Source organism: Catellatospora sp. NPDC049111, from assembly GCF_040648615.1.
Taxonomy (GTDB): domain Bacteria; phylum Actinomycetota; class Actinomycetes; order Mycobacteriales; family Micromonosporaceae; genus Catellatospora; species Catellatospora aurea.
The window spans coordinates 430,759-444,551 of record NZ_JBEZEB010000003.1 but is presented as its reverse complement, the minus strand read 5'-3'; the positions used below and the strand labels follow the sequence as shown (position 1 = coordinate 444,551).

14 protein-coding genes are annotated in these 13,793 nt (G+C 69.1%); 9 read left to right on the top strand and 5 right to left on the bottom strand.

The window, feature by feature from the left end:
* Position 1: 1 nt before the first annotated feature.
* The 3 genes from AB0B66_RS06895 to folK all read right to left on the bottom strand — a co-directional run bounded on the left by AB0B66_RS06895 (position 2) and on the right by folK (position 2,514).
* Positions 2 to 1,282, bottom strand: coding sequence for an ABC transporter permease (locus AB0B66_RS06895; RefSeq protein ID WP_360523994.1), 1,281 nt, complete (start codon positions 1,280 to 1,282; stop codon positions 2 to 4).
* Positions 1,283 to 1,439: 157 nt separating this feature from the next.
* Positions 1,440 to 1,952, bottom strand: coding sequence for a DUF3180 domain-containing protein (locus AB0B66_RS06890; protein WP_360523991.1), 513 nt, complete (start codon positions 1,950 to 1,952; stop codon positions 1,440 to 1,442).
* Between the two features lie 34 nt (positions 1,953 to 1,986).
* Positions 1,987 to 2,514 carry a 2-amino-4-hydroxy-6-hydroxymethyldihydropteridine diphosphokinase gene (gene folK, locus AB0B66_RS06885; protein ID WP_360523988.1) on the bottom strand — a complete coding sequence of 176 codons (528 nt, stop codon included), beginning with the start codon at positions 2,512 to 2,514 and terminating at the stop codon, positions 1,987 to 1,989.
* Positions 2,515 to 2,535: 21 nt separating this feature from the next.
* Here folK and folP point away from each other — a divergent pair, with 21 nt between their 5' ends.
* The 8 genes from folP (at position 2,536) to AB0B66_RS06845 (ending at position 11,769) form a co-directional block, all read left to right on the top strand.
* Positions 2,536 to 3,369 carry a dihydropteroate synthase gene (folP, locus tag AB0B66_RS06880; protein WP_360524172.1) on the top strand — a complete coding sequence of 278 codons (834 nt, stop codon included), beginning with the start codon at positions 2,536 to 2,538 and terminating at the stop codon, positions 3,367 to 3,369.
* A gap of 2 nt (positions 3,370 to 3,371) precedes the next feature.
* Positions 3,372 to 3,740: a dihydroneopterin aldolase gene (folB, locus tag AB0B66_RS06875; RefSeq protein ID WP_360523985.1), complete on the top strand. Its 369-nt coding sequence runs from the start codon at positions 3,372 to 3,374 to the stop codon at positions 3,738 to 3,740.
* Between the two features lie 314 nt (positions 3,741 to 4,054).
* Positions 4,055 to 4,375: a hypothetical protein gene (locus AB0B66_RS06870; protein WP_360523982.1), complete on the top strand. Its 321-nt coding sequence runs from the start codon at positions 4,055 to 4,057 to the stop codon at positions 4,373 to 4,375.
* A 9-nt stretch (positions 4,376 to 4,384) separates the two neighbouring features.
* Positions 4,385 to 4,747 (top strand): hypothetical protein, encoded by a 363-nt coding sequence (locus tag AB0B66_RS06865; protein WP_360523979.1) that lies wholly within the window; start codon positions 4,385 to 4,387, stop codon positions 4,745 to 4,747.
* The gene (locus AB0B66_RS06860; RefSeq protein ID WP_360523976.1) at positions 4,744 to 8,235 is read left to right on the top strand and encodes an ATP-binding protein; all 3,492 of its coding nucleotides are present in this window, start codon (positions 4,744 to 4,746) and stop codon (positions 8,233 to 8,235) included. Before AB0B66_RS06865 ends, AB0B66_RS06860 begins: the two co-directional genes overlap by 4 nt.
* Before the next feature lie 29 nt (positions 8,236 to 8,264).
* On the top strand, positions 8,265 to 10,100 hold the full coding sequence (locus AB0B66_RS06855; protein WP_360524169.1) for an MFS transporter: 1,836 nt from the start codon (positions 8,265 to 8,267) through the stop codon (positions 10,098 to 10,100).
* Positions 10,101 to 10,102: 2 nt separating this feature from the next.
* Positions 10,103 to 10,630, top strand: a complete 528-nt coding sequence (locus tag AB0B66_RS06850; protein ID WP_360523973.1) for a hypothetical protein — start codon at positions 10,103 to 10,105, stop codon at positions 10,628 to 10,630.
* The gene (locus tag AB0B66_RS06845) at positions 10,627 to 11,769 is read left to right on the top strand and encodes a M23 family metallopeptidase (RefSeq protein ID WP_360523970.1); all 1,143 of its coding nucleotides are present in this window, start codon (positions 10,627 to 10,629) and stop codon (positions 11,767 to 11,769) included. Before AB0B66_RS06850 ends, AB0B66_RS06845 begins: the two co-directional genes overlap by 4 nt.
* Positions 11,770 to 12,380: 611 nt before the next feature.
* On the opposite strand, the gene AB0B66_RS06840 is transcribed toward AB0B66_RS06845, so the two are convergent.
* Positions 12,381 to 12,878 carry a hypothetical protein gene (locus AB0B66_RS06840; protein ID WP_360523967.1) on the bottom strand — a complete coding sequence of 166 codons (498 nt, stop codon included), beginning with the start codon at positions 12,876 to 12,878 and terminating at the stop codon, positions 12,381 to 12,383.
* Between the two features lie 264 nt (positions 12,879 to 13,142).
* Positions 13,143 to 13,304 (bottom strand): hypothetical protein, encoded by a 162-nt coding sequence (locus tag AB0B66_RS06835; RefSeq protein WP_360523964.1) that lies wholly within the window; start codon positions 13,302 to 13,304, stop codon positions 13,143 to 13,145.
* Positions 13,305 to 13,405: 101 nt separating this feature from the next.
* Here AB0B66_RS06835 and AB0B66_RS06830 point away from each other — a divergent pair, with 101 nt between their 5' ends.
* Positions 13,406 to 13,681: a hypothetical protein gene (locus AB0B66_RS06830; protein WP_203695289.1), complete on the top strand. Its 276-nt coding sequence runs from the start codon at positions 13,406 to 13,408 to the stop codon at positions 13,679 to 13,681.
* The last annotated feature ends 112 nt before the right edge of the window (positions 13,682 to 13,793 follow it).

Genomic DNA, 13,793 nt, shown 5'->3' with positions numbered 1-13,793 from the left:
TCTAACGCAGGGAGGACCAGCGGTCCTCGTCGCCCCACTGGTCGGCGCGGGCGGGAGCGGGCTGCGCGGGCAGGTTCGCCCAGGTGTCGCCGCTGCCCGTGGACCATGAGGTGCCGGGCACGCCCACGTCGGCCCAGTCGTCCGGACTGTCCTCGTCCAGCGGCAGCGGCCGCCCGAACGTCTCCACCAGCCTGGTGACCACGAGGCCGAGTGCGATTGCGCCGGCGGCCAGCGCGTACAGCGAGATGCGCCACTGGGCCGCTTCGGCGTACCAGACGACCAGGGCCAGCAGGCTGACGCCGAGCAGCGTGCCGAACACGCCGCCGCGGCGGCCGTACGCGCTCACCCCGCCGATCAGGGCCGCGCCCAGGGCCAGCCCCGTCAGTTCGAAGCCCTCGGTCGGCGCGACGACCTGCTCGGTCGAGCCGTTGAGCGCGGCCATCACCACGCCCGCGACCGCGGCCAGCGCCGTCGAGCCGACCAGCGCGAGCACGGCGACGACGCCGCCGAGGCCGCCACGCCGCCGGGCCGGGTCGCTGACCGGGCGGAACCGGCCGACACCGCGCCGGATGGACCGGATCGCGCCGAGCAGGCCGGCCACGATGGTCAGCGCGGCGAACGCGCCGTAGAGGTAGAGCGCGTGGTCGGTGGGGTCGTACCCGCCGCTCACGGTCAGCGGGGCCGGGTGCTTCTGGATCCAGACGATCGCGACCAGCGCGGCCGCCAGGCTGCCCGCCCAGCCGGGCACGTGGAAGCCCACCACGAGGACGGCGACGGCCAGGCCCAGCCCGGCGGCGAGCGCCACGGCCATGCCGGCGGTGGGCACGACACCCTTGTCTCCGTGCTCGGCGTAGTACAGCGCCGCGGCCGCGGCGACCGGACCGATGGCCAGGTTCACCGCACCGGCGCGCAGCGTCATCGAGGCGCCGAAGCCGAGCAGGCCCAGCACCGACGCGAAGACCAGCAGCTCCTTGAAGTTCGCGCCGGTGATCGTGTCGCGGTGGCCGCTGTGCAGCAGGAAGCCGATCGCGACCACGCCCAGCAGCAGCACGCCCTCCCAGGCGAAGTGCACGCCGAGCCGGTCCCGGCCGACCTCGCCGTGCGCGGGGTCGTCGAAGACGTCGTCGAGGTTGGCCGCAGGCGTCGCCCTCGGCCGGTACTGCATGCCGGCGAGGACGCTGTGCGCGCCGCCGTCGGTTCTGAGATCGGACTCCTCGCGGAAGCCCTCGCCGCGGTACCGTCGCTGCCCTGTCGCGTCGGTCGCTTCGCTGTCGTAGGCCATGACTCGCGCCTCCCGAGTCGGCTGCCGGTCGCGGGGTACGACACGGCATACCCGAGGCAACCTACCGGCTGAAACGTGAATGCAACAGGGTCTACCGGCGATGACATACCGCGCCCGACGGGTACCCGATAGTGGCCGTCGCCGATCCGTTCGGCCGCTACTGGACGTCCGGCTTGTCGTCCTCGGGGCGCTTCGGCACCCGGCACGCCCGCTCCAGCCACAGCGCCGCCCCGACCAGCGCCAGCGAGCAGGCCAGCGAGGTGAGCGCGGCCGGCAGATCGCGGCTGACCGCGGCCAACTGCCGCTGCTGCCCGTCGACGAACAGCCAGAGGCTCAGCCCGGCGGCGAAACCGGCGAAGATCGACCCGGCCAGCGACGACGCCTTTGCCAGCACCGCGTAGCGGGCGACGGCCAGCGGCTCGACCCGCTCCCGGCCCGGCTTGCCCTCCAGCCGCGCCCGCGTCTGCTGCGCCAGCGCGAACTCCACGATCGCGAGCGCGAGCAGCGTGAACGCCGGCAGCCAGCCGCTGCGGCCGAGGAACGGCAGCGTCGCCAGGTCGAAGTACCAGGTGCTGATGACGAGCCAGGCGACGGCGGCCGAGCCGAGGCCCGCGACGATCAGGGTGGCCGGGTTGGTGGGTTGCAGCCGTGGCTCCGGCGTCTGACTCAACTCGGTCCCCACCTTTCACTCGACTGGATGACCGTCACTCTACTTCGAGGCGCACCTGAGGCAGCGCGGTCATCACGGCGACCTCGGTCGCCATCGGCTCGGCCAGCACGAGGTCGTTCACCCAGCCGTGGCCGGGCAACTGCGCGTAGGGCTGCACCTCCAGCCAGGGCCGCAGCACGAAGGCGCGCTGGTGGGCGTGCGGGTGGGGCAGCGTCAGCTCTGGGGTGTCGCGCAGGATCGGCTCGCCGTCCTCGGCGAACGCCGCCACCAGGTCGACGTCGAGCGTGCGCGGGCTGTACCGGCGGGCCTGGTGGCGCACCCGCCCCGCCTCGTGTTCGATGCCCTGCGCGGTGAGCAGCCACTGCTCCACCGACTGCGGGCCGCGTACGAGCAGCGCGGCGTTGTAATACGCCGGCTGCTCGGTGTCGCCCCAGGGCGGCGTCTCGTACACGCCGCTCACCGCGAGCAGCTCGCCTTCCTGCGCGAGCCGGCGCACCGCGAAGCGCAGATGGTCGGCGCGGTCGCCGAGGTTGCTGCCTATCGAGAAGACCACCGAAGTCACGACCGATATTCTCGCAGCGTGGTGTCCGACCTGATGCACGCGACGCCGCCGGTGGTGATGGGGGTTCTCAACGTGACCCCGGATTCCTTCTCCGACGGTGGCCTCTACGACGACCTCGAAGCCGCCGTCCGGCACGGAATCCAGCTGCACGGACAGGGCGCGCACCTGGTGGACGTCGGCGGCGAGTCGACCCGCCCGGGCGCGGCGCGCGTCGACGCCGACACCGAGATCAAGCGGGTGGTCCCGGTCATCACGGCGCTGGCCGAGGCCGGTGTGCCGACCAGTGTCGACACCACCCGCGCCGCGGTCGCCGCGGCCGCGGTGCAGGCCGGAGCGGCTGTCGTCAACGACGTCTCGGGCGGGCTGGCCGATCCGGACATGCGCCGCGTCGTCGCCGAGGCCGGCTGCCCGTACGTGGTGATGCACTGGCGCGGGCACTCGGCCGACATGCAGGCGCTGGCCACCTACCGCGACGTGGTCACCGAGGTGCGCGAGGAGCTGTCGCGCCGGGTCGACGAGGCGCTGCGCGCCGGGGTCGCCGCCGACCGGCTGATCGTCGACCCGGGACTGGGCTTCGCCAAGACCGCCGAGCACAACTGGGCGCTGACCCGGCACCTGGACCGCATCATCGACCTGGGCTTCCCGGTGCTGTTCGGGGCCAGCCGCAAGTCCTACCTGGGCCTGCTGCTCGACGGCCGGCCCGCCGCGGACCGCGACGCCGCCACCACCGCGACCAGCGTCCTGGCCGCCGCGACCGGGGCCTGGGGGGTACGCGTGCACGACGTGCGCTCGACCGCCGACGCCCTCGCGGTGTGGCGGGCCACCGGCAGCCCCCGGCTGCGCTACGAAGGCTGACCATGGACCTCATCACGCTCACCGGCCTGCGGGTACGCGGCAACCACGGCGTCTTCGACTTCGAGCGCCGCGACGGCCAGGACTTCGTCATCGACGTGCAGCTCGGCCTCGACCTGCGCCCGGCCGCGGCCAGCGACGACGTCGCCGACACCGTGCACTACGGCGAGCTGGCGGCTCGGCTGGCCGAGATCGTGGCCGGGCCGCCGGTCGACCTCATCGAGACCCTGGCACAGCGCCTCGTCGATGCCTGCCTGGCCGATCCGCGCGTCGCCCGAGCGGTGGTGACCGTCCACAAGCCACAGGCACCGATCCCGCTGACCTTCGCCGACGTGAGCGTCACGATGACCGGGATCAATCCTCGCCCGCGGTAGCGGCCGCTCGGTGTCTTCCGGAGCGCAGCGGAGGATGACACCGATTAAGGCCGCGGTAGCCGGCGAGCATGTCGCAGTGACGGGCGGACTTCCGACACCCGCCACCACCTGCATGGCTTGTCGCACCGGTGGGTGCACCGTACGCTCTGCTATGGATCGAACACCGGTCCTACACAACCGCAAAACCCCGGCGCTCCACTACGAACTGTGATCGACACGAAGCAGGGTGTCATCGGCTGCATCCCACCGCTGAGGACCCCCATCAGTAAGGCTTAAGCAATTGCAGCGCCGGTCGCGCACCGGGGAGGTACCGAATGATCGCCATGGAGTTGGTCCAGGCGGCGTGGAACCATGCCACGCCGACCCTCGGCATGATCGCCGACGCGATCCAGGCGGCCCCCGAGGAGCCCAAGGGCGGCATCGCGACCAACGACATCCTCACCTTCTTCGCCACGAAGATCTCTCCGATCCTGCTGGCGATCCTCGGCGTCATCTTCATCGGCCGGGCCAGCAAGGGCGAGGTGTCGAAGGTGCTGACCAGCTCCGCGATCGCCATCATCGGCGTCGCCTTCATCGTCGGCGCGGGGGCGCTGCTGCTCGTCGGCGAGAACCTCATCGACATCATGTTCGAGTAGGCGGAAGCGATGCGGCTGCGTACGGACGACGACATCTACCGGGCTCGGCTGGTCTATCTCGGGCCGCCCGGATACACGCTCCCCGTGCAGTTGCCGTACGCCCAGTACGGCCTGTTCGTGTTGCTGGTCCCGCTCTACATGGGCGTCCACTGGCTGTTCACGCAGGAGTTCGAGCTGTTCCCCACCTGGGAGATCGCGCTCGCCATCGTGACGACGTCGTACATCTTCCGCCACGTCGACCCCGACCGGCCGGCGCGCATGGTCATCCGCACCGCGCTCACCGACTGGCGGCGCACCCGCGAGCCGGTCATCGAGCGCCGCGACCCGCGCCTGGTCGCCCGCCGCGTCGTCGTGCGGCAGGCGATCACATGACCAGCAACGATACCGAGTACGACCTGGACGACGCGGTATCCGACGTCGTCCCGTCCGTCGAAGGGACCGCCGCGACGGGCCCCGTCGCCGTGTTCCAGCCGCCCCGCCGCCGCGAACCCGCCGAGCCCGACGCACCCGCCGAGGAGACCGGCGGGCGTCCCGAGGCGCGCACCGGCGACCTGCGCAACGCGGACCTGCGCAGCGACCTGCAGACCGCGGCCGACCGCCGGGCCGCCGAGATGCGCGCCGCCGCCGAGGCCGCCACCCAGGCCCAGCGCGAACGCGCCGCCTCGTCGCGCCGCGACCCTGAGCCGCCGAGCGCGCCACCGGCACCGTCCGGCCCCGACATCGAGTCGCCGTTCCTGGAGCTGTTCGACTCCGAGGCAGCCGACCCTGGTTCGGTCGGCCTGTCCGGCACCACGCCGCGCTCAGCACCGCCCAGCCGCGGCCCGGCCACCACTGCCGCCGGCCGTAACGCCGGACGCCCCGACGCGGCACCGGCCGCCGGCACCGCCCAGCGCAGCGGACCCGTGCGGGCGGATTCGCCCCCGGTCGCCCCGCCGCCCGTCACCCCCGCCCGGACCACGCCGCCGACCGGCTCACGGCTCGCCGACCAGGGCGGCTACCCCGACGCGGCCCGCACCACCGGCGAGGGGCGCGCCACACCCGGCCGTCCACGCAACGCCCCGGTCAGCGGGGTGCCGCGCAACGCTCCCGTCAGCGGCGTACCCGTCAGCGGGGTGCCCATGCGCCCCCAGCCGGACCTGCGCAACCGCCCGGTCAGCGCGATGCCGGTCAGCTCCGTGCCGGTCAGCACCGTGCCGCTGAGCAGCAGGCCGCTGCCCCCGCGCGGCACACCGCAGGCCGCGCCACGCTCCGCGCCGCCCGCCACCGGCCACCGCCAGCCGCCGCCCAAGAGCCGCGGCAAGCAGGTCAAGCCGCCCGCGCAGCCGAAGCCCGCCAAGGACCGCGACGCCGCCCAGGAACTCGCGATCACCGAGATCGCCGGTCACCTCACGTTCACTCCGCACGCGGTGACCGCCTGGTACATGCTGCCCGAGGTGCGCTGGGCGTTCCGCCCCGACGCCGACCGCGAGGCGCTGCTGTCCGCCATCAGCGAGCAGTACGCCGGCCTCGCCGGGTTCCGGCTGCACCTGCGCCGCACCACCCGGCCGTTCCCGGCCGACCAGTGGGCCGCGCAGCTCGACCACCTCACCGCCCGGCCGCTGCCGCCCGTGCCGGGGGCGCCCGGCTGGGGCGACCACCTCGTCGCCGCCCAGCGCCACCTGCGCGAGATCAACCACAGCGAGGGCCAGACCTACCTCGGCGTCACCTTCGCCCGCCGCGCCCTCGGCGACTCGTTCAGCGAGAAGCTGCTGCGCGCCTTCGGCAAGGGCACCGCCGACTCCGAACGCCGCAAGCTCGGCAAGCAGGTCGAACAGTTCGACGAGGTGCTCGCCGCGTTCGGCATGCGCGGCCAGCGCGCCGCCGCCGCCGAACTCGAATGGCTGCTCTACCGCTCCGTCGCGCTCGGCATGAGCCCGCCGAACATGCTCGGCGCCGTGAACCACGGCCGCTGGGACTCCGGCGACCTGCTCGCCCTCACCGAGCACATCGAGCGCTACCGCACCCCGTACGGCAGCACGGTCAAGCTCGTCAACCGGATGACCGGCGAGGAGCGGCACGTCGCCGTGCTCACCGTCGGCCGCATGGAACCCCTCGACATTCCCGAGCGGCACGAGCCCTGGCTGCACTTCCACGAGCGCCTGCCCTGGCCCATGGAACTGTCGTCGCGGGTCGACATCCTCGGACCCGGCGACAGCTTCCGCAACCTCGAGCATCGGCTGCGCATGATCCGCTCACAGCAGCTGGACTACCTCGAGCACGGCATGGACGCCCCGCCCGAGCTGGAGCGCCTGGCCAGCCGGGCGCTGGTCATGGGCGACGAGATGACCACCGGCCTGCCCGTCGACTCCGCCCGCGCGCACGGCTGGCACCGCATCGCCGTCAGCGGCGCCGACCGCGAGGAATGCCTCGAACGGGCCCGCTCCGTCGTCGCCACGTACAGCCGCGAGCTGCGCGTCTCCCTGCAGCACCCCAAGCAGCAGGACCAGCTCGCCCGCGAGTTCATCCCCGGCGAACCCGTCGCCAACACCGGCTACCTGCGCCGCATGCCGGTCCGGCTGCTCGCCGCCGCGCTGCCCCAGGCCGCGTCCGTCGTCGGCGACCGCCGAGGCGACCTGCTCGGGCGCACCGCCGGCACCTGCCGACGCCCCGTCTTCCTCGACCCGCACTTCCCCATGGAGGTCCGGGAACGCTCCGGCCTGTCGGTCATGGTCGCCGAACCCGGCGGTGGCAAGTCCACCCTGCTCGGCGCCATGGGCTACCTCAACGCCCGCCGCGGCGTCCAGGTCACCCTGCTCGACCCGAGCGGCCCGCTCGCCCGCCTGGCGAACATGCCCGAACTCAAGCCGTACTCCCGGGTCCTCAACCTCACCGGCGGCGAGCAGGGCACCCTCGCCCCGTACTCGCTGATCCCGACCCCGCAGCGCACCGAGTTCGGACCCGGCCCCGACGGCGACCGCGAGTACGAGATCTCCGTCAGCAACGCCCGCGCCGAACGCCGCATGCTCGTGCAGGACATCTGCTCGATGCTCATGCCGCCGCAGGTCGCCCGCGAGGCGTCCACCGCGACACTGCTCCGGCACGCGGTCCGCACCGTGCCCGCCGAAGAGACCGCAACCCTCGACGACGTCGTACGCTGCCTCGCCGGCATCGACGACACCGGCCGCGAACTGGCCAACCTGCTGCTCGACACCGCCGAGATGCCGCTCGCGCTGCTGTTCTTCGGCAGCCCGCCCGGCGACCTGCTCAGCACCGACTCCGCGCTCACCGTCATCACCATGTCCGGGCTGCGCCTGCCCGACCTGAAGATCGAGCGCGAATACTGGTCCGCCGAAGAAGCCCTCGCGCTGCCGATGCTGCACACCGCGCACCGGCTCGCGGTCCGGCGCTGCTACTCCGGCGACATGCACCAGCGCAAACTCGTCGGCCTCGACGAGGCGCACTTCATGGAAGGCTGGCGGTCCGGGCGCTCGTTCCTGGTCCGGCTCGCGCGCGACAGCCGCAAGTGGAACCTCGCGGCGCTCGTCGCCTCGCAGAACCCGAAGGACATCCTCGGACTCGACGTGCAGAACCTCGTCTCGACCGTGTTCGTCGGGCGCATCGCGCAGGACCCGGAGATCGCGTCCGAGGCGCTTCGGCTGCTGCGGGTGCCGACGGACGTCGGGTACGAAGCGGTGTTGGCCTCGCTGTCCGCGCCGGATGCGAACAGCTCGGGGCGGTTGGGGTACCGCGAGTTCGTGCTGCGGGACGTCGACAGCCGGGTGCAGCGGGTGCGGGTCGACGTGTCGTACGTCGCCGGGCTGCTGGAGACGCTCGACACCACCCCGACCGGGCAGGCGGCCGGCCAGGGAGGCAAACGGTGAAGCGGCTCGCCGCCGCGACCCTCGCCACGATGGTGCTGGCGCTGGGGACGTTGTTCGGCGCACCCGTCCAGGCGGCCGCGCCCGCTGCTACTGCTGCGGCCTCGCCAGGGGACAAGCTGTGCTCGCTGGAGGAGTGGACAGCACGCGGGCTCGACGAGTGCATCAAGCGGCTACAGGAGGTCAGCGCCGCGCGCGTGCAATGCGTCAGCGCGCCGAACCCCGCCGCCCCAGACTCCGGGCTCGGAGGCTGGTTCGTCAGTAAGCCTACGTGGGACAACGGCACCGGAATCGGCTTGCGGTACAGCACATACGGCTACGCGGGTTATGACTACACGACCTATGACATCAACTGCGTCCAGACCGTGATGCACCCCGATTACAAGCTAGAGAACACCATCGCTAACGGCGAGTTCATGCTTGCTGCCGGGATCGTTGGTGTGGCGAATGCATTGCGCGAACGTGCTTGGGCTCCTGACGAGATGTGGGGCTGGGCTGATCCGCTGGTCGAAAAGGCCACTACAGCACTGTACAAGCAAGTATTCAGCGTATTCGGTGTCATCACGCTCGCAGTGATCGGCGTCTACCTGCTGTGGCGCTCCCGCCAGGCGCAGATGTCCATGGCGTTGACCACTGTCGGATGGGCTCTCTTGGTCATGGTGGGAGTCACCGCAATCGCGAGTTGGCCTGTCCAGTCTGCGAAGGCCGCCGACGGCACGCTCGTGAGCGTCCTGAGCGTTGTCCACGACGCCGTTGGCCCTCAAGCGATCACCAGTGAATCCTGCAGTCTTCCTGATCCTGCGGCCTGCGAAGACCGTCGCCCACCTGCAGTACGAGCAGGCGACACAGCCGTAGACGCTCTGCTCTACCGAAACTGGCTTCGCGGCGCCCTGGGATCCGCCGACAGCGAGACCGCCAAGAAGTACGGTCCAGCGCTTTACCGAGCGAAGTCCCTCTCCTGGCAGGACGTCGCGGCTATTCAGGACGATCCCGCCCGGCGCGACGGCATCATCCGCGCCAAGCAGAGCGATTGGATGAAGGTCGCAGAACAGATCAAAACCGAAGATCCAGAGGCATATGAGTACCTTCGTGGAACGAAGGGCATGGAGCGCATCGGCGCTGGCTTCGTCGCCATTCTCTCCGCTGTCTGCTACGCGGCCTTCGATGTCGTCGCTTCACTACTTGTGTTGCTCGGCTTCCTAATCATTCGTTGGGCTGTCGTAGCCGCGCCAGCTCTCGGCACGGTGGGTCTTCTCCGTCCCGCCAGCGCCGGATTGCGCCGGCTCGTTAACTCGGTCTTGGCGGCCCTGTTCAACGTGCTTATATTCGGGACGGGAGCTGCCGTCTATCTATTTGCCGTCGACCTGATCATGAGCACGTCATCGTTGGCGGGATGGCTTCAGGTCACCTTGGTGCTTCTGTGCGGAGCCGTAGGCTGGATGTTGCTGCGTCCGTACCGCCGAATCACCCAACTTGGCGGTGGTAGCAGCGGCACTTCGCTTCTTACCGCAAGGCCCGCCGCACCGGCGACTGCGTCCTCCTCAAACGACCGGATGCCGGCCACTGTGGTCGCACCTGGAAGCACGGGCAGTACAACCGTGCCGGAGGCACGGCCGGAACTCGCGGTCAACGCGGAGGACCCCGCCTCAGTCGTCCGCGCCGAGGCACGCGGTGGTGCCGACCCGGTGCGTGCGGAGGCTTGGCGTTCGCCTGATGTTCCTGAATCGTCGCCGGCCTATGCCGTTTACCGGCCTGCCTCTGTGCCTCACCAGGCGAATACTCGCGCGGAGGCGCGGACGGAACCTGCCTCTGAGCCGTCGCGAACGACGGAGCCGCGCCGCTCCGAAACTTGGGCGGAACGGAGCTAGTCATGCTGTCCCGGATCCCTCTACGGCCCCGCACCGTGGTGGCGCTCGGGCTGGCCGGAGTGGTCGCAGTGATCGTCGCCCTCGGCAAGTTGTTCGGCGACGCCGCTCCACCGGTGACCTCATCCGTCCAACCGCCGGTCGCCGTTCCCAGTGTCGTCGACCCTCACGAGGGCGACGACGGTTTGATTCAGATTGATCCGACTCCGAGTCCCATGAAGGCGAGTAACGGCCCACAAGCGCTCTCTGTGGCGACCAAGTTCGCCCAACAGTGGATCAAGCACGATCGGAAGGCCGACGCATGGCTCGACTCCTTGCGGCCGCACAGTACAGAAACACTTGTCGCCGAGCTTGATGGCGTGGACCCCGCCGGCGTTCCCGCGAACAGGATCACCGGACCAGCCCGCATGGAGGCCCTCGCAGACGCATTCGTAGAGGTTGTCATCCCGATCGACGCAGGTCTGCTGCGCTTGCGTCTTGTGGCCACGCAAGGCCGATGGCTGGTGGACGGCATCGACTGGGAGCGGGTATGAGCAGCCTCCCATCGCTCACGCCGCCTCTACGCGACAAGGGGCGCCGGTTCCTGCGGCCGGGGATCATCGTCTCCGTGACTGCGGCCCTAGGTTTGCTGTGCTGCGGTGGTGCCGTGACTGCGGTCATTTTCGGCGACCTCGCGACGAACAACTCATCGTTGACCAATGCACTTGGTTGTGGCAGCACCAAGACCATCAGTATTACAGGTCAGTTCCCGAGGATCGGACCCTACAGCGAGGACAAGATCCGCAACGCCGCCATCATCATCAAGACTGGCCAGCAGCTCAAAGTGCCACCACGAGGCTGGGTAATCGCAGTGGCGACCGCGATGCAGGAAAGCAGCCTCACGAATCACGGCCATTTAGGCGACCGCAACGACCATGATTCACTGGGACTGTTCCAGCAGCGGCCGAGCCAGGGATGGGGCACTCCGGAGCAGATTATGGATCCCGTCTACTCGTCGACAAAGTTCTACAACAAGCTGATCAAGGTCAAGAGCTGGGAGACGCTTCCGCTCACTGTCGCCGCACAGCGGGTACAGATCAGCGCTTATCCAAACGCGTACGCGAAACACGAGCCAACCGCAACGCGTATTGTCAATGAGCTCACCGACGGAGCGGCACGGGCTGTCGTGGTCGGCAACCAGTTGAAGTGCGCTGAATTCGGCCAGATCGCCGCTTCAGGATGGACGGCGCCCGTGGGTGCGGGAGTGTGGTCGGGGTTCCGTACTCGCGAAAGGCCCAGCCACAATGGCGTCGACCTCGGCGCCTCCCGCCACACACCCATTCGAGCAGCCTCAGCAGGCGTCGTCATCGTCAGCAAATGCGATGTGGGCAACTGCGACCGGGACGGCTCACCGTCCACACCTGGTTGCGGATGGTTCGTCGACATCCTGCACGCAGGCCAGGTGATCACACGCTACTGCCACATGGTTAGCCGACCACTGGTTCATGTCGGCGAACGGGTTGGCGCTGGCCAGGTCATCGGGTACGTGGGGACTAGCGGCCACTCGAGCGGTCCGCACCTGCACTTCCAAGTTCACCTCGATGGCGACCGCTCCAACCGCGGTGCGATCGACCCGGTGCCGTTCATGGCGAGCAAGGGTGCCGCCTTAGGAAGGGGGAACGACTCGGCATGACCGAGGCAGACTTTGCGGCTTGGGCAGCCGAATGGCGCACACCGCCGGCTCCCATCGTTCCGGTGCCCGCCCTGACCGTCATAAGCAGTGGCGGTGTGCTGCGTGGTGCGCGCGTGATGATCGGCCTACCCGGCCACGGGTGGCGCACCGGTTTGCGCGGAGACACGCTGGTACGGCAGGGCGCTCGCAGTCTCATTCCGGTTCTGGCAGAGGCAGAGTGGTACCGCGCCGAACGGGAACGTGTCGAGGTTTTCGCAGCTCTAGTGCCCGTTGAACGGGTTTGGGTGGAAACCATCAGCACGTCGGCCGAAAGCGCCCCGATTGCTGGAGGACTACTGCTGGTCTCGCTTGATGCCCCACCCACGCGTGTCGCGATTCCTGCGGAAACTGTTGCCGCTCAGGCCAGTGGTCAACTGACGGGACGGCGGCTTGTGCAGACCAGCGCAGATGGGGAGCAGCGGGGCTTGAGGGCAGTGACAGAAGCCCACGCGGGTCCCGAGGGCAACCCGCAAGTCAGGATCGCACAGGAACATGATTGGTATAGGTGGGCAGCGACCGGCCAGGCTCCCGCCACGCGGGCGGTTCCGTTGGCAGAACTCTGGTTGGAGTAATCAGCTACCGGCACTCGCCGCTGGTGTCGGCGTCAGGCTTCTCTTTGCACCACAGACTCGCCAACCATCATCCTCAACCAAATCGAAGTACCACGGTTCCGTCTGGCGTCCCTGCACTACTCCGTTCTCCATCGCGGTAACAGTCAGCGAGGTACCCAATTCCATCGTCCCCGACTTTTCGGCTGACGTCATCGCACCCCAGCTAACCAACATCTGCACCTTGAACTCACTCTCACGCCGATCAAGATCAGCGCGCATGGTCTTCAGGTCAGACAGCTTCTCAGGGTTGTCGCATTCATACAGATCGACCCCAACCTCATCCTCGGTCACCAGCACGGCGCGCAGATACTCATCTAGCACAATCTTCGGATTGCTCCGGTCGATCTTTGTGACCTCGTGATATGCAAGAACGACGGCCATCACACCGGCGATCCCTGCAACGGTTACCAGGATCGCCAAGGTCAATAGAACCTTTCGCCACTTCACTGACCGCACCATGTCCCCCATCCTCACGTCGCTTGACCACGCTTACCGAAGGTCACTGCGTTCGAGTTCATGGTGGCTGGCAGCCTGCCGGCGCCTGCTTCAACAAGGCTGCACGCATGTCCGAACAACCTTCCGTCCAAGTCACATCCACCACAGCTTCGCCACCGTGTCCGACCCATCAGCAGTGGCACATATCAGCGCACCTTGCGGGCAGCGTAGCCGAGCGGACACGCCGCGCACAGGGGCCGCGATTCCGCTGTGGATGACCCGCCGAGGTCAGACCGACCCGGTGTTGAGGTTGCCGAACAGCCACAGTCCGCAGCAGCAGAAGATGACCAGCAGCAGGGCCACGGCGGCTCCGGCGATGGTGAGCATCATCGGCTTCTTCACCAGGCCGAGGAGAGGCGACGGCCGCTTCGGCGGCGGGGTCTCGTACACGCGATGACGATAGCCTGCGCCTCCCAGCCGCACGAGGTCGCGACAGGCGGACAGTTCACCGCCGGGAGGCCGCTTCGGGGATCACCCCGTACGCTGGTCGGGTGACCGATTTCGCCGAACTGGATGCCCTGCCCACCGAGGAGCTGCGCGAGCGCGCCTTCACCAAGGCGCGCGAGAAGCTGGACATCGGCTTCTTCTGGGACCTGTTCAAGCACCTCCCCACCTCCCCGGAGACCGAGGAGCGTGAGCTCGCCGACATCGGCTCCGCAGTCGACGATTCGGTGTCGCTGTGGCGGGAGTTCACCGGGCACGATTACGGCGACCAGGAGCCTCTGATCAGGGCCCGCTTCATCGACTACCTGTCGAAGGACGAATAGCCCGGCATCGACGGATGAACTGTCGGGTTTACACGGGAGTTGCTTCCGCGTAGTTGCGACAGGTATCGGGCGCTCTGCGCTACCCTCCCCCGGGGAGGACGCAGCGGAGGTG